General features: G+C 61.9%; 27 protein-coding genes. 7 read left to right on the top strand and 20 right to left on the bottom strand.

What is annotated here, in order from left to right; translation table 11 throughout:
* The first annotated feature begins 1 nt into the window (after position 1).
* Genes gspH through gspM form a run of 6 tightly spaced genes read left to right on the top strand, consistent with a single transcriptional unit; the run spans position 2 to position 3,823 of the window.
* Positions 2-472, top strand: coding sequence for a type II secretion system minor pseudopilin GspH (gspH, locus tag ACIOWE_RS19575; RefSeq protein ID WP_401394715.1), 471 nt, complete (start codon positions 2-4; stop codon positions 470-472).
* Entirely contained in the window at positions 462-827 is a 366-nt protein-coding gene (gspI, locus tag ACIOWE_RS19570) for a type II secretion system minor pseudopilin GspI (protein WP_401394713.1), read from the top strand. The genes gspH and gspI overlap by 11 nt, the downstream gene beginning before the upstream one ends.
* The gene (gene gspJ / locus ACIOWE_RS19565; protein WP_401394710.1) at positions 820-1,380 is read left to right on the top strand and encodes a type II secretion system minor pseudopilin GspJ; all 561 of its coding nucleotides are present in this window, start codon (positions 820-822) and stop codon (positions 1,378-1,380) included. Before gspI ends, gspJ begins: the two co-directional genes overlap by 8 nt.
* Complete coding sequence (locus ACIOWE_RS19560) at positions 1,377-2,246, top strand: general secretion pathway protein GspK (RefSeq protein ID WP_401394707.1); 870 nt, start codon at positions 1,377-1,379, stop codon at positions 2,244-2,246. The genes gspJ and ACIOWE_RS19560 overlap by 4 nt, the downstream gene beginning before the upstream one ends.
* Positions 2,243-3,352, top strand: coding sequence for a type II secretion system protein GspL (gene gspL, locus ACIOWE_RS19555; protein WP_401394704.1), 1,110 nt, complete (start codon positions 2,243-2,245; stop codon positions 3,350-3,352). The genes ACIOWE_RS19560 and gspL overlap by 4 nt, the downstream gene beginning before the upstream one ends.
* On the top strand, positions 3,353-3,823 hold the full coding sequence (gspM, locus tag ACIOWE_RS19550; RefSeq protein ID WP_401394701.1) for a type II secretion system protein GspM: 471 nt from the start codon (positions 3,353-3,355) through the stop codon (positions 3,821-3,823).
* 3 nt (positions 3,824-3,826) lie between these two features.
* On the opposite strand, the gene ACIOWE_RS19545 is transcribed toward gspM, so the two are convergent.
* The gene (locus ACIOWE_RS19545) at positions 3,827-5,101 is read right to left on the bottom strand and encodes an MFS transporter (RefSeq protein ID WP_401394698.1); all 1,275 of its coding nucleotides are present in this window, start codon (positions 5,099-5,101) and stop codon (positions 3,827-3,829) included.
* A gap of 118 nt (positions 5,102-5,219) precedes the next feature.
* Between ACIOWE_RS19545 and ACIOWE_RS19540 the strand changes: the two genes are divergently transcribed.
* Entirely contained in the window at positions 5,220-6,122 is a 903-nt protein-coding gene (locus tag ACIOWE_RS19540) for a LysR substrate-binding domain-containing protein (RefSeq protein WP_401394695.1), read from the top strand.
* Between the two features lie 104 nt (positions 6,123-6,226).
* Here the strand turns inward: ACIOWE_RS19540 and ACIOWE_RS19535 are convergent, their stop codons facing one another.
* From ACIOWE_RS19535 to ACIOWE_RS19445, 19 genes are all read right to left on the bottom strand, one after another.
* A complete protein-coding gene (locus ACIOWE_RS19535) occupies positions 6,227-6,664 on the bottom strand; it encodes an excinuclease (RefSeq protein ID WP_401394692.1) in 438 nt (145 codons plus the stop codon).
* A 276-nt stretch (positions 6,665-6,940) separates the two neighbouring features.
* Positions 6,941-7,744, bottom strand: coding sequence for a hypothetical protein (locus tag ACIOWE_RS19530; protein ID WP_401394689.1), 804 nt, complete (start codon positions 7,742-7,744; stop codon positions 6,941-6,943).
* Between the two features lie 25 nt (positions 7,745-7,769).
* Positions 7,770-8,996: a beta-ketoacyl-ACP synthase gene (locus ACIOWE_RS19525; RefSeq protein ID WP_401394686.1), complete on the bottom strand. Its 1,227-nt coding sequence runs from the start codon at positions 8,994-8,996 to the stop codon at positions 7,770-7,772.
* Positions 8,996-9,724: a 3-oxoacyl-ACP reductase FabG gene (gene fabG / locus ACIOWE_RS19520; RefSeq protein WP_401394683.1), complete on the bottom strand. Its 729-nt coding sequence runs from the start codon at positions 9,722-9,724 to the stop codon at positions 8,996-8,998. Before fabG ends, ACIOWE_RS19525 begins: the two co-directional genes overlap by 1 nt.
* Positions 9,717-10,181, bottom strand: coding sequence for a hotdog family protein (locus ACIOWE_RS19515; RefSeq protein WP_401394680.1), 465 nt, complete (start codon positions 10,179-10,181; stop codon positions 9,717-9,719). Before ACIOWE_RS19515 ends, fabG begins: the two co-directional genes overlap by 8 nt.
* The gene (locus ACIOWE_RS19510; RefSeq protein WP_401394677.1) at positions 10,178-11,374 is read right to left on the bottom strand and encodes a beta-ketoacyl-[acyl-carrier-protein] synthase family protein; all 1,197 of its coding nucleotides are present in this window, start codon (positions 11,372-11,374) and stop codon (positions 10,178-10,180) included. Before ACIOWE_RS19510 ends, ACIOWE_RS19515 begins: the two co-directional genes overlap by 4 nt.
* Positions 11,371-11,985 carry a hypothetical protein gene (locus ACIOWE_RS19505; RefSeq protein WP_401394674.1) on the bottom strand — a complete coding sequence of 205 codons (615 nt, stop codon included), beginning with the start codon at positions 11,983-11,985 and terminating at the stop codon, positions 11,371-11,373. Before ACIOWE_RS19505 ends, ACIOWE_RS19510 begins: the two co-directional genes overlap by 4 nt.
* Positions 11,985-12,710: a class I SAM-dependent methyltransferase gene (locus ACIOWE_RS19500; RefSeq protein ID WP_401394671.1), complete on the bottom strand. Its 726-nt coding sequence runs from the start codon at positions 12,708-12,710 to the stop codon at positions 11,985-11,987. The genes ACIOWE_RS19505 and ACIOWE_RS19500 overlap by 1 nt, the downstream gene beginning before the upstream one ends.
* The gene (locus ACIOWE_RS19495) at positions 12,707-13,954 is read right to left on the bottom strand and encodes an NAD(P)/FAD-dependent oxidoreductase (RefSeq protein ID WP_401394668.1); all 1,248 of its coding nucleotides are present in this window, start codon (positions 13,952-13,954) and stop codon (positions 12,707-12,709) included. The genes ACIOWE_RS19500 and ACIOWE_RS19495 overlap by 4 nt, the downstream gene beginning before the upstream one ends.
* Positions 13,941-15,104 carry a sodium:proton antiporter gene (locus ACIOWE_RS19490; RefSeq protein ID WP_401394665.1) on the bottom strand — a complete coding sequence of 388 codons (1,164 nt, stop codon included), beginning with the start codon at positions 15,102-15,104 and terminating at the stop codon, positions 13,941-13,943. The genes ACIOWE_RS19495 and ACIOWE_RS19490 overlap by 14 nt, the downstream gene beginning before the upstream one ends.
* Entirely contained in the window at positions 15,101-17,440 is a 2,340-nt protein-coding gene (locus ACIOWE_RS19485; RefSeq protein WP_401394662.1) for an MMPL family transporter, read from the bottom strand. The genes ACIOWE_RS19490 and ACIOWE_RS19485 overlap by 4 nt, the downstream gene beginning before the upstream one ends.
* Positions 17,424-18,026, bottom strand: coding sequence for an outer membrane lipoprotein carrier protein LolA (locus ACIOWE_RS19480; protein ID WP_401394659.1), 603 nt, complete (start codon positions 18,024-18,026; stop codon positions 17,424-17,426). The genes ACIOWE_RS19485 and ACIOWE_RS19480 overlap by 17 nt, the downstream gene beginning before the upstream one ends.
* Positions 18,023-18,448, bottom strand: a complete 426-nt coding sequence (locus tag ACIOWE_RS19475; RefSeq protein WP_401394656.1) for an acyl-CoA thioesterase — start codon at positions 18,446-18,448, stop codon at positions 18,023-18,025. The genes ACIOWE_RS19480 and ACIOWE_RS19475 overlap by 4 nt, the downstream gene beginning before the upstream one ends.
* Complete coding sequence (gene hutH / locus ACIOWE_RS19470; protein ID WP_401394653.1) at positions 18,441-19,985, bottom strand: histidine ammonia-lyase; 1,545 nt, start codon at positions 19,983-19,985, stop codon at positions 18,441-18,443. The genes ACIOWE_RS19475 and hutH overlap by 8 nt, the downstream gene beginning before the upstream one ends.
* The gene (locus ACIOWE_RS19465) at positions 19,966-20,913 is read right to left on the bottom strand and encodes a glycosyl transferase (protein ID WP_401394650.1); all 948 of its coding nucleotides are present in this window, start codon (positions 20,911-20,913) and stop codon (positions 19,966-19,968) included. The genes hutH and ACIOWE_RS19465 overlap by 20 nt, the downstream gene beginning before the upstream one ends.
* On the bottom strand, positions 20,910-21,644 hold the full coding sequence (locus tag ACIOWE_RS19460; RefSeq protein WP_401394647.1) for a glycosyltransferase family 2 protein: 735 nt from the start codon (positions 21,642-21,644) through the stop codon (positions 20,910-20,912). Before ACIOWE_RS19460 ends, ACIOWE_RS19465 begins: the two co-directional genes overlap by 4 nt.
* A gap of 140 nt (positions 21,645-21,784) precedes the next feature.
* A complete protein-coding gene (locus ACIOWE_RS19455) occupies positions 21,785-23,464 on the bottom strand; it encodes an AMP-binding protein (RefSeq protein ID WP_401394644.1) in 1,680 nt (559 codons plus the stop codon).
* Entirely contained in the window at positions 23,461-24,006 is a 546-nt protein-coding gene (locus ACIOWE_RS19450; RefSeq protein ID WP_401394641.1) for a hypothetical protein, read from the bottom strand. The genes ACIOWE_RS19455 and ACIOWE_RS19450 overlap by 4 nt, the downstream gene beginning before the upstream one ends.
* Positions 24,003-24,257, bottom strand: coding sequence for an acyl carrier protein (locus ACIOWE_RS19445; protein WP_007909503.1), 255 nt, complete (start codon positions 24,255-24,257; stop codon positions 24,003-24,005). The genes ACIOWE_RS19450 and ACIOWE_RS19445 overlap by 4 nt, the downstream gene beginning before the upstream one ends.
* Between the last annotated feature and the right edge of the window lie 4 nt (positions 24,258-24,261).

Raw genomic sequence — 24,261 nt, 5'->3', positions numbered from 1 at the left:
GATGAAGCGCAACGCCCGTGGTTTCACGCTGCTGGAGATGCTCGTGGTGATTGTGGTGATCAGCGTGGTGATCGGCATGATCACCCTGGTGGCCGGCGAGAGCCCGGCACGTCAGGCGCGGCAGCAAGCCCTGATCGTCGCACAGTTACTGAACACCTCACGGGAAAGCGCAGTGCTGGAAGAGCGTGAATACGGCGTGCGGCTGGAGCGTGAGAGTTATCAGTTGTTGCGTTTCGAGCGTTCGACCTGGCAGCCAGTCGGCGCGCCAAGTCATTTGCCTGTGGGATTGTTCATGACGCTTGAGCAGGAAGGTCGACCGCTGACCCTGAGCGACCAGTCGGCGCAACCCCAGATTTTGCTGCTCAGCAGTGACGAACTCAGCCCCTTTGTCTTGAGTTTTTCCAGCAAGAGTCAACGTTGGTTGAGTCTTTCCAGTGATGGTCTGAGTGAGCCGGTCATCAATGAAAACTGAGCGCGGATTTACCTTGCTGGAGGTGATGATCGCCCTCGCGATCTTCGCAACCCTGGCCGCCGCCGCCCTGTCGGCCAGTCAGTATGTATTGCAGCAGGGTGCCGGTCTGGAGGAGCGGTTGTTTGCCTCATGGCTGGCGGATAACCAGTTGAGCGAACTGAGCCTGCAACGCAATCTGCCATTGGGCAGTAAACAATTCGTCGTCGCCTTCGCCCAGCGAGAGTGGGTGCTCAGCCAAGTCATTCGAGCGGCAGACGACCCGCGTCTGCTTGCGGTCGAAATCAGCGTGCGTCGTGGCGACAGTGACAACATCGTGAACCACAGCCAGCGCTGGTTGCAGGCGCGAGATGAATAGACAGTCGGGTTTCACCTTGATCGAGTTGCTGATCGCCATGGCCATTTTCGTTGTGTTGGGGATGGCGTGCTGGCGATTGTTCGACGGAGTTGCCAACGCCGAGCGCAGCAGTGTCGACCATCAGCTGGCTCTGCGCAGCTTGATGCGCGCCGTAGCGGTGATTGAGCGCGATGTGCTGCAGGTGGTGGAGTCGCAACCGGGGCGGACGATTCTGCTTGATGGTGGTTTGCTGAATTTTCAACGGGGTAACTGGCGCAACCCGCTGGATCAGCCGCGCAGCGAGTTACAGGAAGTCAGTTACACCTTCGAAGGTGAAACGCTGTGGCGTTACAGTCGCGCTGTTGGCCAGGCCGAGGCGCAACGGCAGAAGTTGCTCGAAGGCGTGACGCAGGTGCGTTGGCGGTTGTTTGATGAAAAAAGCGCCTGGCGCGGTGAGTGGCCCGTTGATGCAAAAATGCCGATGGCGCCGCCCCAGGCTGTGGAACTGCAGTTTTCCTCGCCGCGCTTCGGCCAGATCCGCCGCGTGTTCATTTTGCCGCAGGCCGTGCGATGAAGAGCCGTCAGCAAGGCGTTGCATTGATCACGGTGCTGTTGGTGATGAGCCTGGCGTTGTTGCTGGTCGGGAGTTTACTGCGCAGCCATCGCCTCGCAGTGCAAAGCAGTGCGCAGCAACTTCATCAATTGCAGTTGCGTCAGTTGGGGCTGAGCGGCGAAACCCTGGCTCGGCAATATCTGCAGAACCCACAATGGCGAGCGTCCAGAACAATTCAGCTGGGGCAAGAGTGGGGCCAGCGCCGGAGCGCATTCGACATCGACGGCGGGCGTGTGCACATCCACATCGAGGACTTGGCCGGGCGCTTCAATATCAATCAGTTGCTCAAGGCCGGTCAGGTCGACCAGATCACGCTCGGGCGCTGGTCGCGGCTGTTGCAGGCGCTGAACCTGAATGCTCCGGATTTGAGCGCTTTGCGCCCGCCCGACGGCCCGGGGCTGCCGTCCGATGTTTCCGGATTACGGTTGCTGCCCGGCGTCGATGCACATTGGCTGGCGCGCATCAAACCGTGGATTGCCGTGCTCCCCAAGGAAGCCACGCTAAACGTCAACACCGCCTCGGCAACGGTCCTCGCGACCCTTGAAGGAATGACCATCGACAGCGCCCGAGCGTTGGTGGCGCAACGTCCTGCTGAGGGTTACTCCAGTGTGCAGAACTTCACTCAGGCGCCTGCCATTGAGGGGTTGGGTGTACTCAGCCAAGGGTTGGGTCTGAGCAGCCGCTGGTTTCGCGTCACGGTGGATGCCGAGTTGGGCCAGCGCCGTCTGCGCCTGATCAGCCAATTTGAACGTGATTTGAACAATGGCCGGCTACGACTGCAGCAACGAAGTTTCGTGGCCTCGACTGAAAGTGAAATTGCCCAATGAAAACCTGGCTTTACCTGACTGCCGAAGGCTTGCCTGAGGCCTCACCCGATTGGCCATGCTGTTTCTGGCGTGACGACGAGGCGCCGAATCTCATGCCATTGGCCAACGCCGCGACCGTGTTGGCCGGTGCCAGCGTCATGCTGATACTGCCAATGGAGGTTTGTAGTTGGTGGCTCACCGACGCATGGCCTAACCGACGACGGCCTTCCGTACAGGCGCTGACGTATGCGATTGAGGACCAATTGGCGCAGGAACTGGACAGCGTTCATGTGGCGGCCGGGCGCTCAGACGCTACGCGACGTTATCCGCTGTTGGTAATCGACCGGCAGTGGCTGGAAACGTTGTTGGTCCTGCTGAAATCCTTGGGTATCGAGCCGGCAAGCTGTTACGTCGATGCCGATCTGCTGCCCGACGATCGGCCTTGTGGCGCCTGGTGGTTCGGGCGCTGGATCGTCGGAGGGGGCCTGCTAGCGAGGCTGGCGTTGACCGATCAAGGACGTGAAACCTTGAAGGAAAACCCGGCATCCCCCGTGCATTGGCTGAACACACCGGACTCTCCGCTGACAGCGCTCAGCACTGTGCTGGCCAGACAATCCCGGCACGCTATAGACCTGCGTCAGGGCGAATATGCTCAGTCGCAGCGACGCTTGCCCTGGTCGCTGGTGGGGGTGGCGGTGGGTCTGACGTTCCTGATGCTGTGGGGTTTCACTCAGGCACGTAGCCATTTCCTTGAACAACAAGCCGGGCTTCTTTACGCCGACAGCGTGGAGCGGTTCAGAGCCATCTTTCCGCAGGAAACCCGCATTGTTGACCTGGCTGCGCAATTGCGTGCCTTGCAATCGCAGGGTGATACGAATCAGGAAACCCGCCTGGCGCGTTTGCGCAGCCTTGCCGAACAGGTAATCGGTGGCAGCAGCGTCGAGGTTCAACGCATCGAGTATCGCGCCGGCGAGGGTTGGAAAGTGCAACTGACAGCCAACAGTTTTGCCGAACTTGAGCAGTTGCGGGAGCGCGGCAGACAGAGCGGGATGTCAATCAAGCTCGGCAGTGCCAGCAAAGACCAGAACCGCGTACGGGCAATATTGACGCTGGAGGAGTCGTCCTGAATGAAGTCTTACCTGAAGTTACCGCCAGTCTTGCAGGAAAAATGGCAGCAACTGCCGCGAAGGGATCAGAAAATGCTGGTCTGGCTGGGCATTTTCCTGATTGTCGTGCTGATGTTCAGTGGGCTCTGGCAACCGGCACAACAGCGTCTGGCTGCCGCCGAACGACTTTATCAACAACGGTTGGCGCTGGCGCTGCAAGTGCAGCGCGCACTGCCGTCGCAGCAGCGCCCGCCGGTGTCCGCGCCGCTCTCCACCCGGCTCAGTGACAGCGCATTGGCGCAGGGGCTGGACCTGGAACAGTTCGAGGCCGATGACAATGTCCTGCGCATCACCTTGCGGGGCAATGCGCAGACATTACTGAAATGGCTGGAGGGCGTCGAACGCGACGGTGCTCAATTCGAATCCCTGAGTCTGGATAAAAAAGATCAGTTACTGGAGGCGCAACTGGTGGTTCGTGCCGAGCCATCCTGACGGTCAGGGTGACGCGTTACCCAGCGTTGGCAACTTCGCCAGTTTCAACGCCACCAACAGCGCAACCAGCAACAGCGCGCCGATAAACAGGCCAATGCCGTTCCATCCCCCCAAGTGCCAGAACACCCCGCCTGCCGTCCCGGCGATACTCGAGCCGGCGTAATAGCTGAACAGATACAGCGACGACGCCTGCCCCTTGGCCTTCAACGCCCGTCGTCCGATCCAGCTACTCGCCACCGAGTGCGCGCCAAAGAAGCCGAAGGTGAAGATCAACATGCCGACAATCACCAGCAGCAGCGGCGTGAACATCGTCAGCGCAAGACCGGCGAACATCAGCGCAATGGTTGCCCACAACACCTTGCGCCGCCCCAGTTTGTCCGCCAGTGAGCCGATTTTCGCCGAGCTGTAGATGCCCGACAGATACACCACCGAGAGCAAACCGACGAACACCTGATCGAGGTTGTACGGCGCCGCCAGCAAGCGATAGCCGATGTAGTTGAACAGCGTGACAAACGCGCCCATCAGCACGAACGCTTCAAGAAACAGCAGCGGCAAACCGGCATCGCGAAAGTGCATGGTGAAGCCATCAAGCAGACTGCGCGGGTGCAGCGAGCGCGAACGGAAGTTGCGTGATTCCGGGAGAATTTTCCAGAACACCGCTGCGGCAATCATCGCCAGTCCACCGATCACCAGCATCGCCGTATGCCAGCTGACGAAGTCGATCAGCACGCCGGTGATCAAGCGCCCGCTCATCCCGCCAATCGCGTTGCCACCGATGTACAAGCCCATCGCCAGGCCAATGTGCTGCGGGTGAATTTCTTCGCTCAGATAGGTCATCGCAACGGCTGCCAGGCCGCTCAACGACAAACCGATCAGTGCACGCATGATCAACACGCCTTCCCAACTCGGCATCATTGCACTGGCCATGGTGCACAGCGCCGCGGCGAACAGTGCGGTGACCATCACCGGTTTGCGCCCGATACGGTCGGAAATCGGTCCGGTGATCAGCAGGCCGATGGCGAGCATGCCCGTGGCGACCGACAGAATCAGGCTGCTCTGCGCGGCGTTGATCCCGTACTCGTGGGACAGCAGCGGCATCATCGGCTGGACGCAGTACAGCAGGGCAAACGTCGCAAACCCGCCGCTGAACAGCGCTAGCACCGTACGCATGAACATCGGCGTGCCTTTTTCGATGTAGATCTCTTGCAGTTCGGCGACGACATCGTCGGCCGCAGCAGGCGGGACTTCATGGGCATGGGGCGCGACAGCTGTTTTCACTTCAGACCTCGGAGGGCACGGCCAGGCAGGCAATGAAAAAATCATATAGCTGGCTAATGTTTCTATCCAATATATTGTTCGACCTGTTTGATAGCTTTAACGACCTAATGGGGTTTTCATGGAATTGCGTCATCTGCGCTACTTCATCGCTGTCGCTGAAGAACTGCATTTCGGCCGCGCCGCACAGGTGCTGGGCATCTCCCAGCCGCCGCTAAGTCAGCAGATTCAGGCGCTGGAGCAAGAGGTCGGCGCGCGCCTGTTCGAACGGACCAATCGTCGGGTCGAGTTGAGTGAGGCCGGGCGGTTGTTTCTGGAAGAGGCGCGGCTGGTGCTGGCGCAGGTCGACAAAGCCGCGGACGTCGCTCGCCGGGCGCAACTCGGTGAGCTGGGTGAACTGAAGATTGGCTTCACTTCGTCGGCGCCGTTCAACTCAACGATCCCGCAGGCGATTTTCTCTTTCCGCCAGCGCTTTCCGGCCGTGCATCTGAACCTTCGGGAGATGAGCAGCACGATGGTGGCAGAGGCGCTGGTTGATCAGTCGATCGAGGTCGGCATCATGCGTCCGCTCGGTTTGCCGGATTCGCTGAGTGTGGTGGAGTTGATGCGTGAACCGTTGGTCGCCGTGCTCAGTGCCAAGCATCCGTTGGCGCAGGGCTCGGAGGAGGGATTATTTCTCTCGGCGCTGGCCCATGAGCCGTTCGTGTTTTTTCCGCGCAGCTACGGCAGCGGTTTGTATGCGCAACTGCTCAGTCTGGCCCGCGATGCCGGCTTCAGTCCGCACTTCGCGCAGGAGGCCGGTGAAGCGATGACCATCATCGGTCTGGTCGCTGCGGGTCTGGGCGTGTCGGTGATGCCGGCCTCGTATCAACGAATGCGCATCGACGGTGTGGTCTACCGGCCTTTGCTCGATCCAGAAGCGGTGACAGCGGTGTGGCTGGTCCAGCGCAGGGATCAGAAATCGCCGATGGCCAAGGCTTTTGTCGAGTTACTCACACGCAAGGTCGAACCCTCAAAGGCGTGACTGCTACGCAGTCAAATCGCGAGCAGGCTCGCTCCCACAGGGGAACGTATTCCAGGGTGGGAGCGAGCCTGCTCGCGAAGGTGCCCACTCAAACACCGCCGCCTTCAGGGCAACCGCACCAAATTTCCCTTCAACGCCACCCGCGTCACAAAAATCCCCGCCCGACACTCGTAAGTATTCAAATCCTTACGCACATGCTGGTCGTAATAACTGACGATGTTAGTCACCGCATTCGCCCCGACCCGCTTGGCCTCGGCCTGCAGTTTGATCAGGTTCGACTGCAACACCCATTCACAGGAGTCGTGATCGCTCTTGTTGAAGCCGTTGGTCTTCAGGTCACTGATCACATCCCGCTGCAACAACCGCTGAGTGCCCTGCGGGCCATTGCCGGCCAGATAAAACTTCACACTGCCGTCCAGGCGTCCGGCACGAATCGCGTCGGACAGCACCGTTTCGAAGGGCATGTACATGAGGTTGGTGGCATGGCTGGCGCTGGGCAGCAAGCTGAGGAACGAGGCGGCGATCAGGGCTTTCACTTGCATGGTCATCTCCTTGACGGTGAAAGAGAACCGCGAGTGTTTGATCGATGGGGGCTCGCCGTTCCAGCAGGCGTTGGATTAGGGCCTGTTGAGCGAGTGTAGATGCTGAAAATGGAGACAACACCTTGTGGCGAGGGGATTTATCCCCGATCGGCGGCGCAGCCGTCGTAAACCAATGAACTCGGTATGTCTGATACTCCGAGTTCTCAGGTTTTGGGGCCGCTACGCGATCCATCGGGGATAAATCCCCTCGCCACAGGATTGGATTCACTCAATCAGTTAGTCGACGTGCGCAAGATCCCCGCGCAGCGCCACGCTCGACACGACCAGCCCCGCACGGCACTGGAATTTTTCGGTGTCTTTGTACAAGTCGCGCTGGTCGACGCTGGCGATGTTGATCACGGCGTTAGCGTCGGCTTTTTTCGCGGCGTTCTGCAGGGTTGCGAGAGCTGATTGCAGGGCCCAGAAGCAGGCGTCTTCGTCGGATTTGTTCGAACCGTTGGTCTTGCGGCTGCTGCTGACGGTGTCGAGTTTGCGCACCTGTTTTGGCAGGGTTTCGCCGGCCAGGTAGAACTTCACGCTGCCGTCGAGCAGGCCGGCGTCGGTGGCGCGTTTGACGCCTTCGCGAAAGCTCAGGTAAGTCGGCTCGTCCGCACCCTGTTTGATGATGCCCAGGTTGTTCACCGCTTCGATGTCCGGGTTGATCGACAGTTCTTTCAGCACGTTGTCGCGCAGGCGGTTGACCCAACGGTTGTAGTTGCCGTGGATCTTGCCGTCCTTGGCGTCGAGGCCGTAGCTGCTGCGGTAGTCGATTTCGAACGAGGTCGGTGTGAACGGGATATCGACTTCGGCATGGTGGCGACCGCGCACGGTGATCGCAGCTTTGATCATGCCCGGACGCACCGATTGCACGACCCACTGGCGGTCGTTCAGGGCGGTGACGATAGCGCGGCTCATCTGTGGGGCCGTGAAGCCGAGGTTTGGCGAAAACTCTTCCTTGGCGTTGTACACCGGTTTGCTGGTGCAACCGCCGAGGACGAAGGCCAGGGCCAATAGGGCGGCGATGCGGTGAAACTGAGTCATTCCCTTCACTCCAAACGTATTGCGGTCAGTGCCAGCGGCGGAAAATCAACGAGGTGTTGACGCCACCAAAAGCGAAATTGTTGTTCATCACGTAGTCGTGATGCATCTGGCGGAATTCACCGCGCAGGTAATCGAGCTTGCCGCAGTGCGGATCGACCTCGTCGAGGTTGAACGTGTGCACGTACAGGTCGCGGTTGAGCATTTCGATGCTGAACCACGACTCCAGCGCTCCGCAGGCGCCGAGCGTATGGCCGAGGAAACTCTTCTGCGAGCTGATCGGCATGCGCTCACCGAACAAACTGCTGGTGGCTAGTGTTTCGGCAATGTCGCCCTGTTCTGTAGCGGTGCCGTGACCATTTACGTAACCGATTGCATCAGGCGTCAGCCCGGCGTCTTCCAGCGCCAGTTCCATGGCCCGGCGCATGGTCACTTGTTCCGGGCGGGTGGTGTGCTGGCCGTCGGCGTTGCTGCCGAAGCCAACGATCTCGGCGTGGATGTGCGCGCCGCGAGCGAGGGCGTGTTCCAGCTCTTCGAGCACCAGCATGCCGCCACCTTCACCGATCACCAGACCGTCGCGGCCCTTGTCGTATGGACGCGGGCTGGTCTGCGGCGCGTCGTTTTTCAGGCTGGTGGCGTAGAGCGCGTCGAAGACCATGGCTTCGGTCGGGCACAGCTCTTCGGCACCGCCAGCAAGCATCAACGGCAAGCGACCGAACTTGATGGCTTCGTACGCGTAGCCGATGCCCTGACTGCCGCTGGTGCAGGCGCTGGAGGTCGGGATCAGGCGCCCGGTGAGGCCGAAGAAGATGCTGATATTCGCCGCAGTGGTGTGCGGCATCATCCGCACGTAAGAGTTGGCGTTGAGGCCCTCGGCTACCGAATTGAGCAGCATGTTGCCGAACGCCTTGATCTCGTCGGTGCTGCCGGTGGACGAGCCGCAGGCCACGCCCATGCGCCCGTCCTTGATCGATTCGTCGCCAAGCAGGCCGGCGTCGGCCAGGGCTTTTTCTGCCGCGCCGACCGCCAGCCTCGATACCCGGCCCATGCTGCGCAGTTGCTTGCGGGTCCAGTGCGCAGGCACGACAAAGTCATCGATGGGCCCGGCCAGACGGGTGTTGAGCTCGCTGAAACGATCCCACTCGTCCATCCGGCGGATGCCGCTGCGGTTGGCCGCAAAGTTGCCAGCGATGGTCTCCCAGTCGCTGCCCAGCGAGGTAATGCCGGCCATGCCGGTGACGACGACGCGCTTCATCAGCACAAGCCTCCGTTGACCGCAAGGACCTGGCGGGTGATGTACGAGGCTTCCGCCGACATCAGGAAATTCACCGCACCGGCCACCTCTTCAGGGGTGCCCATGCGCTGCGCGGGGATCATCTTCATCAGTTCTTCTACCGGCACGTTTTCGTCGAGCATCGCCGTGTCGATCAGGCCCGGCGCGACGCAGTTAACGGTGATTTTGCGCTTGCCCAGTTCGATCGCCAACGCCTTCGCGGCGCCGATCACGCCGGCTTTCGAGGCGCTGTAGTTGACCTGGCCACGGTTGCCGATCAGACCGGACACCGAGGTGATGCAAACAATCCGACCGGCGGCGCGGCGGCGGATCATCGGCATCATCACCGGATGCAAAACGTTATAGAAACCGTCGAGGTTGGTGCGCAGCACCACGTCCCAATCGTCGTCGCTCAACGCGGGGAATGCGCCGTCGCGGGTCAGCCCGGCGTTGAGTACCACGCCGTAATAGGCGCCGTGGGTTTCGACGTCGGCTTCGAGAATGCTTTTACAGGTTTCGCGGTCGGCGACATCGAATTGCAGGATGCGCGCGTTGCGCCCCAGTGCTTCGATTTCAGCCTGCACCGCTTGTGCCTCAGTCATGCCGCTGCGGCAATGCAGGACGATATCGTGCCCGGCCTGCGCCAGGCGCAACGCTATGGCGCGGCCGATGCCACGGCTGGAGCCGGTGACCAGTACGGATTCAGTCATCGTTCGACTCCCTTTTTTGCACAAGATAATCAGCCGCCTGAGGCGGCCGGAACACATTCAACCGGGCAGTCGCTTCGATGCCGGGGGCGTTGATATGGCATTCGAAAACGCCCATGCCGTTGTCGTCTTCCAGCGAGCGGATGCCGTGGATGATCAACTCGCTGCCGGCCGGAAACGCAGCAACATTGCATTCGAATTTGCGCGTGCCGAGCAGGAAACCCAGCTCCACCGGATTGCCTTTCAGCCGTGCGTGGCAACCGGCAAACGCGGCGACGCTCTGCGCCATCAACTCGATGCCGACCCATGCCGGCAGGCTGCCGTCAGGCAGGTTGAACAGGCCGTCGGGCTTGACCGTGAGGCAGGTGTAAATCTGTTCTTCGTCGAAGCTTGCGATCCTGTCGATCAGGATCATGTCGCCGGCGTGGGGCAGCAGTTCGGCGAGCGGCCAGTCGGTCATGGGGCGTCTCCGATAATCAGGCTGACGTTGTTGCCGCCGAAGGCAAACGAGTTGCTCATCAGGTAGCGGGGAGCAATGGACGTCAGGCGTTCGTTCGCGGTCACCCACTTCAGCGCCGGCAAATCGGGATCGGCCTGGCCATCCCAGACGTGCGGCGGCAAGGCGTGTGCCGGGTTGTCATCGCTCAGGCTCAACCAGCAGAACGCCGCTTCCAGTGCCCCGGCCGCGCCAAGAGTGTGGCCGGTCATGGGTTTGGTCGAAGAGCAGGCCACGCCGTCCGGAAACAGCGTGGCGACTGCGAGGCTTTCCATGGCGTCGTTGTGCTGGGTCGCGGTGCCGTGCAGGTTCAGATAGTTGATCTGAGCAGCTTGCAGTCGGGCGCGGCTCAGGGCTTTTTGCATCGCTTGCAGCGCGCCGCGACCGTTCGGCTCCGGGGCCGAGATGTGGTGAGCATCGGAACTGGCACCGGCACCGAGCAGAGCGATGGCCGGGCCGTCGCCACGCTGCTTGCTCATCACGAACAGCACCGCCGCTTCGCCGATGTTGATGCCGTTGCGGTTGGCCGAGAACGGATTGCAACGCTCGTCCGATACCGCTTCCAGCGACGAGAACCCATTGAGGGTCAGCTTGCACAAACTGTCGACCCCGCCGCACAGCACGGCGTCACACAGGCCGAGGTCGAGCAGACGCTGCGCGCTCATCAAGGCCCGCGCGCTGGAGGTGCACGCGGTGGAAATCACATAGGCCGGGCCGCTCAGTTGCAACCAGTCGGCGAGAAAATTGGCCGGTGCGCCGAGTTCCTGTTGCCGGTAGTCGTACTCGGCCGGGAACTGCTGTTCAAGAATGTAATGCCCCAGGCCACGGCTGGCCTCATCGATGCCCGAAGTGCTGGTGCCGAGCACCACGCCGATGCGCTCGCGGCCGTAGGTCTGGATCGCCCGGTCGATTTCGTCGCGAATCTGCAGCGCGGCTTCCAGAAGCAGTTGGTTGTTGCGGCTGCTCTGGCCGGCCAGCGCCAGCGGGATCGGCGCCAGTTCACCTTGGACGGCGGCCACGGGCAACTCACGACCGGTCATCCAGCCGGATTCGCGGCGCATGCCCGAGCAGTCGCCGGCAAACAGATTGCGCGCCACTTCTGCTTTGTCGCGGCCCAGGGCGCTGATCACACCGAGGGCATTCAGGTAAGCGGTCATGGTGTCGATTCACCGAGGGGGGACACGCGATAGTGCGGGCCTTGGGGCAGGTTCAATTGAAAGCTCAACGGTTGTGCATAACGAATCTCCCAACGCGTTGGCAGCGAGCGCTGCTCGCCCGTTTGCTGCGCGGTCGGATAGTTGCGCAACAACTCGCCGGACGGCGTCAGGGCGAACAGTAACGCGGCGAACAGCTCCCGGGCTTCAGGATTGGGCGGCAGCAGACCGTCGGCCTGCCAGTGCCCATCGATCAGTTGCTGACGAGCCTGAGGGATACCCAGCGGGTCCATCATCGACCAGCGAATGCCGGGGCCTTCGCGCTGGATCACCAGCAGCCAGTCCTGGCGTTGCTCGGCTTGTTGGCGCTCGATGTGCAATTGCAGTGGCAATGGCAGCGTCGGATTGCCTGCGGGCAGCGGCGCCTGGCTGGCGCAGGCACTCAACAGCAATACAAAGCCGAGCAAAAAAAGTCGCCATACCGCAGACACTGTGGGAGCTGGCTTGCCAGCGATGGCGTCGGCACCTCCAACATTGACGCTGACTGATACACCGCTATCGCTGGCAAGCCAGCTCCCACAGGTTTTGGGTTGTATAGGTTGAATGCGGTGCATCAGATATCACCTTGCAATGGTTTGCGAGCGACGACGTTGACCAGCGTCTCTTCACGCTGACCAAACGGCTTTGGCTTGCGCAGCCTAAACCGCTCCAGCAAACCAAAATCCTTCGACCGGCTCCACCACAAATACGGGTACGAGACATTGCGTTCGCCGAACTCAAACCCTTGCTCGCGAACCATCTGCAGATACTGTGCAGCACTTTTCTGCACATGCATCGGATGGCGGAACAGCCAGCGAATCACCCACGTATCGATGTAAGCCTCGGTGGATTCGGCGAACAGCAGATACCCGCCTGGCTTGAGCACCCGATAAAACTCGGCGAGGGCTTTTTCCTGCTCGACCAGGTGATGAAAGGTCTGGTGACAGAACAGCAGATCAACACTGGCATCCGGCACCTGCAGCGTCGCGCAATCGCTGCCAATCAATTCCACCTCAAGATCCTGACGCGCCGCCTCTGCGCCGCTCAATTCAAGACTGTGCGGGTCGGCATCGATGCCGATCAGACGCTGTGGCGCAAAGGTCTGGCGCAGGTAACGAAACGATTTGCCCTGACCGCAGCCGGCATCCAGCAATACCGGGTTCGTCGGCAGCGACTCGCTGAACAAACCACGCAGATCGTTGATCGCCACGCGCAACACATGGTGCTGCCAGGTGTGGCTGCGCAGGAACCAGAAACCGAAACGGGTTTCCTCGACGTAGCTGTCGCTCAGGTAATTCATGGGGCGTCCTTTGCACAAAGTTCGGAAATCATCTTCAAGCGGCGACGCGCTTCGCTGACGAACGGGTTGCGTTGGTCCCAGGCGTAGCCGGCGAGGATCGAGCAGATCATCCGGCGAATTTCCGGCTGACTGTCCTCATGGAAAATCACGTCCTGAAAGGTCCCGGCGTACCAGCCCTCGACGTAGCAGCGGAAAGTGTCGACGCCACGCTTCAACGGCTCGGCGAATTCGCGCTGCCAATCGACCGTTTCCCCCAGCAACTGACGATGCAGAACCGCCGCCGCCATGCTCGCCGAACGCATGGCGATGGTCACGCCGGAAGAGAACACCGGATCAAGAAACTCCGCCGCGTTGCCCAGTAGCGCGAAGCCCGGGCCGTGCAGGGTTTTGACGTTGGCGGCGTACCCGCCGAGGGTGCGCGCCGGGGTGTCCCACACGGCGTTGTTCAAGACATTGGCGAGGCTTGGCGTCTCGGCGATAAAACCGCGCAGGCAGGCGTCGAGGTCGGCATCGCGACCGTTGAAGTGTTCCGCCGCGGCGACCACGCCTACCGAGCAGCGACCGTTGCTGAACGGAATCGTCCAGAACCAGATATCGCGATGCTGCGGATGGGTGGTGACGAGGATTTTTTCGCGGTCGAACCCCGGGTTGTCGATGTGATCTTCGACATGGGTGAAAACCGCCTGACGCAGCGGGAAGTTCGACGGTGCTTCCAGGTCGAGCAGGCGCGACAGCACGCGGCCATAGCCGCTGGCATCCAGCACGAAATTCGCCTCGATGCGGTATTCACTGCCGTCTTCACGGCGCACATCGAGTTGCGGTTTTGCCCGGTCGAAATCGACGCTGACGATGGCATCGCCATAGCGGATCTCGGCACCTTGCAGCGCCGCCTGATCGGCCAGCAATTTATCGAAGTCGGCGCGCTGCACCTGGAACGTGGTCGGTTTACCGTCGCTGAAGGTGTCGCTGAAATCGAATGCGCTGTAGCGCTCGCCCCAAGCAAACGCGGCGCCGGTCTTGCGCTGGAATCCGGCGGCGTTGACGGCGTCGAGCATGCCGGCCTCTTCGACGAAATCCAGACAATGACTGAGCAGGCTTTCACCAATGGAAAAGCGTGGGAAGTGCTGGCGCTCGATCACCAGCACGTCGTGGCCTTTGCGCGTGAGCAGCGCGGCGGCGATGGCACCGGACGGGCCGGCGCCAATGATCACTACCTGACGGGATTGCATTTCAACGTTGGGCACGTGGGCTCCGGGGCAAGTGACTGTTCACATTCAGCGGCACGCGATGCAGGCCGATCAGGGCCGGCAGCAGCGTCGCGATCAGGCCCATCAGCATCAGCGCGAAGTACAGCGCCGGGGTGATGAGCTGTTGTTGCAGGAGCAAGTTGAGAAAGACGATTTCGCTGAGGCCGCGAATGTTCAACAGCACACTTTCGCGCCAGCGGCTGGCGCCTTCGAACGAGGCGCCGGCCCAGCCGAGACCCAGCCAGTTGCCGAGCAGTTTACTGCCAATCGGCAACAGCAGCAGCGCCGCCCATTGCACGACGCCAAGGCTGGCGAGGGCGCTGTGCACATCGATCTGCACGATGCCGAAAGTGAGGATCAGCGGAATCGCCATCCATGTCTGCAAGCGGCTTATCCAGCGCGCCGGCAATGGCAGCACCAGCGGCACTTTCAGCACGGCCATGCACAGCAGATAACCGATACCGAAAATCAGTGCGTTGAGTTTGTAGTGCTCGGCCATCACCAGCAGGGCGAAGAAGCCGAGGCTGTAGGTCAGCGACCGACGCACGCCGAACAAGCGCAGCACCAAGGGCACGCAAGCGAGGCCCAGCGGCAGCAACAGACTGCTCAGGTGCAGACTGCCTTGAGCCAGCCCGAACAACGTCCAGCAGGTCAGGTCGATCAGGATGGCGGTCTGCACCAGACGTCGGGTGGCGGCGGGCGGGTAATCGATGTGACGCAGATACAGGTACAACACCGGAATCGCGGTAATCGCGAACACCAGACCGATGGCCAGCGAGTGGAGCCAGGGTTGCGCCGGCAGCAGCCAATATGCGACCGCGAGACCGCAGGCGAACGGCACGGCGAAACTCGGCACGGCGATTTTCACGCTCTGTCGATCCAGTCGCAGGTCGATCACGTCGCTGAGAATGTGCCCGAGCAGCAAGGCGAAACTCAGGCTGTAGAGGTTTTTCAGCCAGTCTGGTGCGATCAGTTCAGCGCCACTGAGCTGCCAGCCCGGCTCTATCCAGAAGTACATCAACAGCGGCAAACCGAAACTGGCCAGCAGCAACTGGCTGACGATCGGGATCAGGCCGAAATGTCGACCGACCCGCGTGGCGACGGCGAACAGCGCCAATGCCAGCAGCCAGAAACCGATGACCATCATGCTGTCGGCTCCGCGACCGCAGCGCCGTGTTGGTGTCGTCCGGCCCACGGCGCGAGCATGAAACTGAACGCCAGACCGAGGCTCACCGACAGGCCGAAATTGCTCACCGCCGGGGTACTGGACACCGCCAGCAGACCAAACGACAGCCACGTCGTCACGGCTGCGAGCAGCGTGCCGAGCAGGCTCACCGCCGCACCGCCGACCTGCTCACGCATGAGGATTGCGTAATCGACGCTGATCGCCGTCACCAACAGCAGGCCGAACAGGCTGAACAGGGTCAATGGCTGACCGAGCCAGCCGAGGCTGGCCAGGCTGCACAGCGCCGCCAGCAGCGGCAAAGCCACAATGCGCAATGCCCCGCCGAAACCGAATGGCAGGATCAGCACCAGCACGATCAACACGCAGGAGGCGAGTTTAAGTTCGGCGGCGCTGATCTGCGTCGCGGCGAAAACATTGTTCAGCTCACCGAGCCGATCGACCAGAACCACGCCCGGTAGATCCAGCGCCTGCACCCGCAGCAACGACGGATTGTTCAGGCCTTGCAGGCTGGTCATCGCCGCTACGCCGTCCTCGGTCGGGCCGAGCCACAACGTGCGATACGGTTGGCCGAGCGGCCCGGCCAGCGCCGCGTCGATGTCCTCGGTCGGCAGTGTCTGTAATTGTTGCAGCTCGGTTTGCAGCGCAGCGAGGGGCACACCGAGGTCAAGCAACGGCTGCCAGAACTGCGGCAGTTTGTTCAGTGCGTCGCGCACTTGCTGTTGCTGGCCAGGAGGGCTGACCAGTTGATCGAGTGCCTGATAGCCTTGCAGCTTGTCGAGATTGACCAGTTGTTCCAGACGCTCGCTCAGCGCTGCTTGTCGCGCCAGCAACTCTTGCTGATTGGCCGCGCGCACGAGGAAGAACTGGCTGGTCGGCTGGTAGCCGGTGATCCGTGCGATGGCCTGCGCTTCATCGGTCAGCCGCTGCGGGGCACCGACCCACTGACGAATGTCGTTTTTGCTTTGCAGTTGCACCAGACCGCCGGCACAGAAGGCTATCAACAATGCCAGCAACACCGGCGTGCGAACGCGCTCGAGCAGTTTCTCGCGCAGATTGACCAGGCGTTCGGCCAGGTGCAGCGGCCATTGCGCGGGGCGCAGTTCGACGTTTTTCAGCAGCGCCGGCAGCAAGCACACGGCCGACAGATAGGCGCCGAGCAACCCGGCAGCGGAGAACACGGCGATTTGCGTCAGCGCCGGAAACGGCGTCCAAGCCAGCGCCAGATAACCGATGGTGCTGGTGAGCAGGCTCAGGGTCAGCCCGGGCAGCGTCAGGCGCAAGGCCGGCCAACTGCGCCACGGCTTGAGGCTCCAGCTCTTCGACAGGTAATGCAGCGGGTAATCCACCGCTACCCCGATCAGGCTGGAACCAAGCACCAGCGTCATCACATGCATGTGACCGAACAACGCCACGCACGCGACCGCGCCGAACAACATGCCGACCAGCACCGGCACAAACGCCAGCAACACGCGCCAGCGGCGGAAGGCGAGCAACAACAACAGCAAAATACCGAGCGTCGCGCCGCCCCCGACCCAGGTCATTTCACGAGTCGCTTGCTGCTGACCATTGGCCGCGTACAGCAAACCGCTGGCGGCGAGCAATTGCACGTCTGCTTTCGCCGCTTGCTCACGGCTGTGTTGCAGCAGGGCGGCGACTTGCAACGGCAGGTTCATGTCGAACGCGTTGCCCGTGGTGCGCGCCCGCAGCATCACCCAGCTCTTGCCGTCGGCATCGGCGACCAAGGCGCCGCTGCCGATATCCAGTTGCACCGCGCCGTGTTTCGGCTGGCTGTTCTGGATGCGGCCGGTCAGGCCCAGCCAGTCGTCCTGGCTCGGCACCAGACTGAAACCGGTAAAAGGGTCAAACAGTGCCTGCACCCGTTGTTGAATGAAGGCGTCGGGGTGTTCGGTGAGGAGTTGCCGATCATCCGCCGAAAGCATCGCCAGCCGTCCTTGCAGCAACTGCGTGCGCAGCGCAGGCAAGTCCGCTTGCAGGTTCCACTGGACTTTTTCGAACAGCCCGCTGGCCTGCCATTGCTCGCCCAGCGTTTGCGCCATGGCCACCGCTTGCTGGCGATCGGCGTGGCCGACCAGCACCAGCATTTCGCGGTTGAGCGGTTCCTGCATGCGTTGTTCAGCGCGCAGTTCAAGAGCGTCAGGATGGGTGCCGGGCACCAGTTCCATCAGGTTGGCCGATAGCGGCGCGCCGTCACGCCATTGCCAGGCGGCCAGCGCGACGACTGCCAGCAGCAGAATCAGGAACAGCCAGGGCAGCCTGCGTTCACTCGGCAAAGTCATGTTGCTCCGTGTCGCTCAGCGGTTGGCCGGCGGTGCTGTTCTGCATGCGCAGCACCGTGCTGTCGCCCTGGGTTTCCAGCAGCTCGATGGTTTGCACCAGAGCGCCGCCGTCGATATTGATCTGGTTGAACACTTGCTTGAGCAGCAGCGAGCGCGGGGTCAGGGTCAGTTTCCACTGTTGCGCGTCACCGCTTAGCGCCAGTTCGAAATCCCGTTGCAGGCCGCTGCTGTCGCCTTGCAACACGGCGAGGAACAAACGGTTCTGCTCGGCCCCGGCGCTCTTGTTCGGCAGCAGTTGCCAGCCATCGCCGTCACGCCGGGCGATGCCTTTGGCAGTGATGCGGTAATCCTGTTGCAGCGGGGTTTTCAGTAGCCAAAGCAGGCCGTGATTTTTCGCGAGGACGAAGCTGCCCTTGCTGATCAGCGGCTGCGGCAGGGCGCGCAGGTGTTTTTCCTGGATGAACTGGCCGTGGATCACGTCCGGTTTTGCCAGTTGTGCGCTGAGCTGTTGCAGGTCAAAGGCGTTGGCCAGCGTCGATACGGCGAGCAGGGCCAGAGCACCAAGAGTTCTGGAGATAAGGTTCATCGCAGCATCCTTTCCACGGCATCGGTGAAGACTTTCGGCGAGGCCAGTTGCATCTCGCGACTGCTGACCTTGACAGCCACTTGCACCGAGCTGGCGCGGGTCAGGCGTTCGCCGGTTTGCGCATCGGTGATCAGGTAATGGATCTTCAGGCGATTTTCCCACTCCACCAGGCTGGCGCGCACGTTCAGACGCTGGCCGAACACCGCGCCGCGCACGTAGCGCAGTTGCAGATCGATCACTGGCCAGGCGTAACCCGAGTCGACCATCTGGTTGTAGTTGTGGCCGAGCTTGTCGAGCAACGCGCAGCGCGCCACTTCGAGATACTTGACGTAGTGGCCGTGCCAGACGACGTGCATGGTGTCGACGTCGAAAAACGGCACGAGGATTTCCGTGTCGGCGTGAATCACTCCGGCGCTACGCATGCAGCCTCCAGTGTTGCGCGGCGATGCGTTGCAGGCACAAGCGAAGTTCGCCTTCCAGGGCGCGGTCTTCGATGACCGGCGGGAAGTCCTTGGCCAGTGCTTCATGCATCGCGGCCAGTGCTGGCGGCAGTGGTCGGGCGTCGTCGGCCTGACCCCGCAGCCAGACGCCTTGGTTGGCGGCGAGCAGGGTGGCGGCGGCGACCTGTTCGGTCAGTTCCAGCACACGGATCGCGTCGCGGGCAGCGATGGTGCCCATGCTCACCTTGTCCTGATTGTGGCACTCGGTAGAGCGCGAGAAGACGCTGGCCGGCATGGTGTTTTTCAGGGCTTCGGCGGTCCAGGCGCTGGTGCCGATCTGCACAGCCTTGAAGCCGTGGTTGAGCATTGCGCGATCTGCCGGGGCGCCGGACAGGTTGCTCGGCAAACCGTGGTTGTAGCGCTCATCGACCAACAGGGCGAGCTGACGGTCGAGCAGGTCGGCAACGTTGGCCACCAGGTTTTTCAGGCTGTCCATGGCGAAGGCGATATGGCCGCCGTAGAAGTGCCCGCCGTGCAGCACACGTTCGGCTTCGGCGTCGATGATCGGGTTGTCGTTGGCGCTGTTGAGTTCGACTTCGATGAACGAACGCAGCCAGTTCAGGCTGTCGGCCAGTACGCCGAGCACGTGCGGTGCGCAGCGCAGCGAGTAGCGATCCTGCAAACGATGCAGCGGAGCGGTCGGGGCGTCGATCGCCAGATCCTTGCGCAGCCACGCGGCGACCTGCATTTGCCCCGGATGCGGTTTGGCGGCGAACAGGCGTTCGTCGAAATGCTCCGGATTGCCTTGCAGCGCGACCACGTTGAGCGCGGTGATGCGCGTGGCCAGTTGCAGCAGGTAATCGGCGCGGGCGTAGGCGAGGCAGGCGAGGCCGGTCATCACTGCCGTGCCGTTCATCAATGCCAACGCTTCTTTCGGGCGCAGCACCAACGGTGTCCAGCCCAGCTCGCGGTGCACATCGGCGGACTGGCGGCGTTCGCCACGGAACATCACTTCGCGCTCACCGGACAGGGTCGCGGCGACGTAGGACAGCGGCGTCAGATCGCCGCTGGCGCCCACCGAACCTTCTTCCGGAATCAGCGGCAGGATGTCGTGTTCGAGAAACCCGTGCAGACGTTCCAGCAGTTCAATGCGCACCCCGGAAACGCCGTGGCACAGCGACTGCAACCGTGCCGCCAGCACCGCGCGGGTGGCTTGTGCATCGAGCAGCTTGCCCAGCCCGCAACCGTGAAAGGTGTAGAGATGACGCGGCAACGCTTCGACGTGGTGCAGCGGCACCGCGACCACGCAGGAATCGCCGTAACCGGTGGTCACGCCGTAGATCACGCCTTCCTTGTCCAGCAGCGAGTCGAGGAACCGCGCACCCTTGGCGATGCGCTCGCGGTAAGCCGCGTCGCTCTGCAACTGCACGGGCGCCTGACGGTTGGCCAGGGCCAGCACGTCTTCGATGCGCAAAGGGCGTTCGCCGAAGGTTACCGGCTCATGGGTTGGCGTCGTCATCGGTCTTCCAGAAAGGGTAAAAGTTGAACCATTGGTGCGGGGCTTCGAGGCAATAGTGACTCAGGCGCTGCGCATAGCGGGTGGCCCACTGATGAATGACCTGCTCGCGCTCGCGACGTGTCCACGTCACGGCGTCGGCAAAGGGTTCCAGGGTCAGGCGGTAGTGGCCGTCGGGTTGTTTCAGGCACATCAGCAGGTTGACCGGGCATTTCAGCAGACCTGCCAGCAGCCACGGCCCTTGCGGGAACGGCGCCGGGTGGCCGAGAAAGTCCACGGTCACACTGCGCCCACCGTGCAGCGGCACACGGTCGCCGGCAATCGCCAGCCACTCGCCGCGCTCCAGGCGTTCGTGCAGTTGCAGCATGATCACCGGATCGAGTTCGCTGACCTGGATCAGGCGCAGATTGGTCGCCCCGGCCTCGCCGAGCAAGCGGTTGAACTGCTCGGCGTGTTTGGTGTGCACCAGCACATTCATGGTGACCTTTTCACCGATCTCCGCCAGCGCCCGGCACACCTCAAGGTTGCCCAGATGTGCGCCGACCAGCAGTTGCCCGCGACTGCCACGCAACTGATTGCGCAGCAGGGCCGGGTCGATGATTTCGATCTGTTCGATGCGGATCTTGCCGTTCCACACGTCGAGCTTGTCGAGCATCGAATCGGCGAACGCCATGAACTGGCGAAATACCCGCCAGTGACTCGGGCGCAGATCGTCACGCTTGCTCCACTCGGCCAACCGTTGCTGGTACTGCCAGGCACTGCGTCGCGCGGTGCGGCCGAACAGGAAAAAGTACAGGACGATGCCGTACAGCAACGGGCTCAACAGGCGCCGGCCAAGGACCTTGGCAGCGAATGCGGTGAATTTCATCAGGAGGAAACTGCCGCGTTCTTCGCGGTCGGCCCAATGCTTTTTGTCGGCCTCGACCGTCATGGGCGCCACCGCCGCCAGAGGATCACCGGCAAACGCAGCAACATGCCGAAGAACAGCCGGGTGTGCATGCTGGAAATCAGTGCGTTGTCGTGAAACAGTCGGAAGTGCGAGACGCCATCCAGCGGGTAATGCACGCTGGTTTGCAGCCATTGCATCGGCTGATTGCGCCAGGCCAGGCGCACGAGAATGTCCGAGTCGAAATCCATGCGTTTGCCTACCTTGGCCGAATCAATTACGGCCAGCGTCGGCGCCAGCGGATAGACACGAAAGCCGCACATCGAATCGCGGATTTGCAGCGACAGCGTGTTGATCCAGACCATGACGTGGGTCAGGTAACGGGCGTACAAACGGCCCTTGGGCACGCTGTCGTCGAACAGCGGATACCCGCAGATCATCGCTTGAGGATGGGCGCGGGATGCCTCGACGAAACGGGCGACGTCGAGCAGGTCGTGCTGACCGTCGGCGTCAACCTGCAAGGCATGGCTGAAACCCAGTCGCGAAGCTTCGCGCAGACCGGTCATCACCGCGCCGCCCTTGCCCTGATTGACGGTGAGGCGGACCAGATAGACGTTGTCGCGCTCGGCCAGAGCATCAAGCACTTTCGCGCAGGATGGCGTACTGGCGTCGTCCACCAGAATGCACGGCAGATGCTGCGCGAGCAGGGCGTCGACCACCGTGCTGATGGCCGTTTCGTGGTTGTAGACCGGGATTACGGCGCAGGGGTTATGCATGGATTTCCCCCGGGATCACACAACCTTTGTGGCGAGGGAGCTTGCTCCCGCTCGAGTGCGCAGCGCTCGCCCTCGGAAGTGTGCCGAATAATTTTGGGGCTGCTTCGCAACCCAGCGGGAGCAAGCTCCCTCGCCACAGGTTATGCATTGTCAGCCCCCAGCAGGATTCGGCCACTGGAGCAGGTCGCGGAGTCGTTGCGGTAAGCGAAATACAACTTGCTGCGCTCGGGATCGAAGCGCAGGTGCAGCTGGATTTCATCGCCGGGGCGCACCAATTGCTGAAACTTCAGCACTTCCATGCCCGCGAACGGGCCGCTCAGGTTGAGCAATTGGCGACCAAGAATCAGCGCCCACTCGACCTGGACCACGCCGGGCAACACCGGGGCCTTGGGGAAGTGACCGCTGAAGTACGCCAGATCCGGCGGCACGCTCAGTTGCAGGCTCCATTCGCCCTCGGTTTCGCTTTGCTCCAGCACTTCCGGGGCTTTGGGCCTTGGTGCGACAAGCAGTGCTTCGACATCGGCTTGCGGCAGTTTGCCCTGGCTGTTCAACGGCATTTGCCGCAGCAGGCGCCAGCGCCGGGGCAGGGCGAGGGCTTCGCAATGCTCGCGCAGATGCTGGCGCAGGGTTTCGGTCAGGCTGCGGCGACCGTGTTCACGCAAGGCAAACAGGCCCGATTCGCTGAGTACCAGCAATGCACCGAGGGATGCACGGTTTTCCTGCACCACGCCCAGTCGTGCTTCGGCGACCCAAGCGTGGCTGACCAGCGCTTGCTCGAGCATCGGCAGGGAAATACGTTTCTCTTCGAGCTTGACGATCCGGTCCAGCCGTCCGAGCAGTTCGAAGCGACCATCGGCAGCGATGCGTGCAGCATCGGCGGTGTGTTCGACATGGCCTGCGGGCAGATACGGTGAGGCGATCAGCAGCGCGCCGTCGTTGTCCTGACTCAGTGCGACGCCGGCGAACGGCTGCCACAGGCTTTCACCCTGCCGCCAGGCGATGCCACCGGTTTCCGAGCTGCCGAGGATTTCCGTCGGCCACTGTTGCAGGCGTTGTTGCAGGCTCTGCGCCGCGTCGGCCGGCAGTGCGCCACCCGAGGAGAATACTCGCCGTACGGCGCTGAGGGCCGGCCAGTCGAGGTTGTCGCCCATGCGCTTGAGCAGCGCCGGACTGGCGACCCAGGCGAAGGTTGCATGCTCGCGACTGGCGCGCTGCATGTCCTCGGGGAATGCCAGTTGTTTGCGCACGAATGTTCGCCCGGCACACAGCGGCCACAACACACGGAACAGCAATCCGTAGATGTGCTGGGTGGCGACGCTGCCGATGATGCAGGCCTCAGCGAGATCCGCGCCCCACAATTGCTCCAGTGCTTCGACCTCATTGGCCAGTTGGCGCAGCGTCTTGTCGATACGCTTGGGTTCGCCGCTGGAACCCGAAGTGCACAGGCTCAAACGGCACTCGTCGAGATTCAGTTGCGCACTGGCCAACGCTGGCTGATGCAGGTCAGTCAGATGACAGTCATCGTTTTGGTCGGTCAGCCACAGATCCACTTCGCCCGACCAGCGCTGGCGGGTTTGTGCCTGTAGATCCGCAGGCAGCAATACGCTGACACCTGCGCGCCAGGCACCGAGCAGGGCAATGGCCAGGTCGGCGGCGTCTTCCAGATGCACGGCCAGTCGGCGTACGCCACGGCTTTGCAGGGCGGCAGCAACAGACAATGCCTGTGCGCACAGCTGCGCGTGATCGAGTGCCGGCGCGTGGCTGATCGCTCGCGTCGGCAAGGCCTTGAGCAGCAATTGCTCAAGTTTTATCCAGTTCATGTACGGCCTCTTACCCGTTGTCGTATCAGCCATTCAATGGCAAACATCAGGCCGATCAATCCGTAGGAAATCAGGCCGGTGTACAACATCCACCAGTTCAGCGGCGCCCACAGCGTCAGCAGGGCGGCGCACAAACCGTTGCAGAAGAAAAACACGCACCAGGCCACCGTGACCTTGCGCGTGTAGACAATCGCGTTGGCCGGCAACTGCGGTTCACGCAGCCGTGCCAGACGTTCGACCATCGGCGGGCCGTATTTCAGGCTCAGGCTGAACAGCACCAGCATGAATCCGCTGATCAATACCGGATACCAACGCAGCAACAGCGGGCTGTCGAACAGCGCCAGCAGCACACAGAAAACGATTGCCACGCAGGCCATCCACAGGCTGCCGGGCTTGCGCTCGCCGGTCAGCGCGCGGGCGAGCCACAGGCTGCCCAGCAGCAGGCCGAACTGCCACGGCGCAAAGTGCTCCATGCCGAAATACACCGCAAAGGGGTACAGCAGACCGGCCAGCAGCAGGCCGAGGCCGATCAGTCGGCTCATGCGGCCGGTTGAACCAGACGGTAGACCGCCTCGACCACGTCACCGACGGTGCGCACCGACTTGAATTCTTCGGCGGCGATTTTCTTGCCGGTCTGGCGCTTGATGTGATCGATCAGATCGACCGCGTCGATGCTGTCGATTTCCAGATCCTGATACAGGTTGGATTCGAGGCTCACACGGGCCGGATCCAGTTCGAACAGCTCGACCAAGGCATCGCGCAGGGTGTTGAAAATGTCGTCACGAGTTTGCATGGTC

This window comes from Pseudomonas sp. NPDC087598 (genome assembly GCF_044743525.1).
Taxonomy (GTDB): Bacteria; Pseudomonadota; Gammaproteobacteria; order Pseudomonadales; family Pseudomonadaceae; genus Aquipseudomonas.
Note: the sequence above shows the minus strand (reverse complement) of the source record. Positions and strands in the feature narration are given on the sequence as shown.

What these genes read in the sequence shown, in the direction of transcription:
- gspH (WP_401394715.1), top strand. Translation starts at nt 2, where the DNA reads ATGAAGCGCAACGCCCGTGGTTTCACGCTGCTGGAGATGCTCGTGGTG.
- gspI (WP_401394713.1), top strand. Translation starts at nt 462, where the DNA reads ATGAAAACTGAGCGCGGATTTACCTTGCTGGAGGTGATGATCGCCCTC.
- gspJ (WP_401394710.1), top strand. Translation starts at nt 820, where the DNA reads ATGAATAGACAGTCGGGTTTCACCTTGATCGAGTTGCTGATCGCCATG.
- ACIOWE_RS19560 (WP_401394707.1), top strand. Translation starts at nt 1,377, where the DNA reads ATGAAGAGCCGTCAGCAAGGCGTTGCATTGATCACGGTGCTGTTGGTG.
- gspL (WP_401394704.1), top strand. Translation starts at nt 2,243, where the DNA reads ATGAAAACCTGGCTTTACCTGACTGCCGAAGGCTTGCCTGAGGCCTCA.
- gspM (WP_401394701.1), top strand. Translation starts at nt 3,353, where the DNA reads ATGAAGTCTTACCTGAAGTTACCGCCAGTCTTGCAGGAAAAATGGCAG.
- ACIOWE_RS19540 (WP_401394695.1), top strand. Translation starts at nt 5,220, where the DNA reads ATGGAATTGCGTCATCTGCGCTACTTCATCGCTGTCGCTGAAGAACTG.
- ACIOWE_RS19535 (WP_401394692.1), bottom strand. Translation starts at nt 6,664, where the DNA reads ATGCAAGTGAAAGCCCTGATCGCCGCCTCGTTCCTCAGCTTGCTGCCC.
- ACIOWE_RS19530 (WP_401394689.1), bottom strand. Translation starts at nt 7,744, where the DNA reads ATGACTCAGTTTCACCGCATCGCCGCCCTATTGGCCCTGGCCTTCGTC.
- ACIOWE_RS19525 (WP_401394686.1), bottom strand. Translation starts at nt 8,996, where the DNA reads ATGAAGCGCGTCGTCGTCACCGGCATGGCCGGCATTACCTCGCTGGGC.
- fabG (WP_401394683.1), bottom strand. Translation starts at nt 9,724, where the DNA reads ATGACTGAATCCGTACTGGTCACCGGCTCCAGCCGTGGCATCGGCCGC.
- ACIOWE_RS19515 (WP_401394680.1), bottom strand. Translation starts at nt 10,181, where the DNA reads ATGACCGACTGGCCGCTCGCCGAACTGCTGCCCCACGCCGGCGACATG.
- ACIOWE_RS19510 (WP_401394677.1), bottom strand. Translation starts at nt 11,374, where the DNA reads ATGACCGCTTACCTGAATGCCCTCGGTGTGATCAGCGCCCTGGGCCGC.
- ACIOWE_RS19505 (WP_401394674.1), bottom strand. Translation starts at nt 11,985, where the DNA reads ATGCACCGCATTCAACCTATACAACCCAAAACCTGTGGGAGCTGGCTT.
- ACIOWE_RS19500 (WP_401394671.1), bottom strand. Translation starts at nt 12,710, where the DNA reads ATGAATTACCTGAGCGACAGCTACGTCGAGGAAACCCGTTTCGGTTTC.
- ACIOWE_RS19490 (WP_401394665.1), bottom strand. Translation starts at nt 15,104, where the DNA reads ATGATGGTCATCGGTTTCTGGCTGCTGGCATTGGCGCTGTTCGCCGTC.
- ACIOWE_RS19485 (WP_401394662.1), bottom strand. Translation starts at nt 17,440, where the DNA reads ATGACTTTGCCGAGTGAACGCAGGCTGCCCTGGCTGTTCCTGATTCTG.
- ACIOWE_RS19480 (WP_401394659.1), bottom strand. Translation starts at nt 18,026, where the DNA reads ATGAACCTTATCTCCAGAACTCTTGGTGCTCTGGCCCTGCTCGCCGTA.
- ACIOWE_RS19475 (WP_401394656.1), bottom strand. Translation starts at nt 18,448, where the DNA reads ATGCGTAGCGCCGGAGTGATTCACGCCGACACGGAAATCCTCGTGCCG.
- hutH (WP_401394653.1), bottom strand. Translation starts at nt 19,985, where the DNA reads ATGACGACGCCAACCCATGAGCCGGTAACCTTCGGCGAACGCCCTTTG.
- ACIOWE_RS19465 (WP_401394650.1), bottom strand. Translation starts at nt 20,913, where the DNA reads ATGACGGTCGAGGCCGACAAAAAGCATTGGGCCGACCGCGAAGAACGC.
- ACIOWE_RS19460 (WP_401394647.1), bottom strand. Translation starts at nt 21,644, where the DNA reads ATGCATAACCCCTGCGCCGTAATCCCGGTCTACAACCACGAAACGGCC.
- ACIOWE_RS19455 (WP_401394644.1), bottom strand. Translation starts at nt 23,464, where the DNA reads ATGAACTGGATAAAACTTGAGCAATTGCTGCTCAAGGCCTTGCCGACG.
- ACIOWE_RS19450 (WP_401394641.1), bottom strand. Translation starts at nt 24,006, where the DNA reads ATGAGCCGACTGATCGGCCTCGGCCTGCTGCTGGCCGGTCTGCTGTAC.
- ACIOWE_RS19445 (WP_007909503.1), bottom strand. Translation starts at nt 24,257, where the DNA reads ATGCAAACTCGTGACGACATTTTCAACACCCTGCGCGATGCCTTGGTC.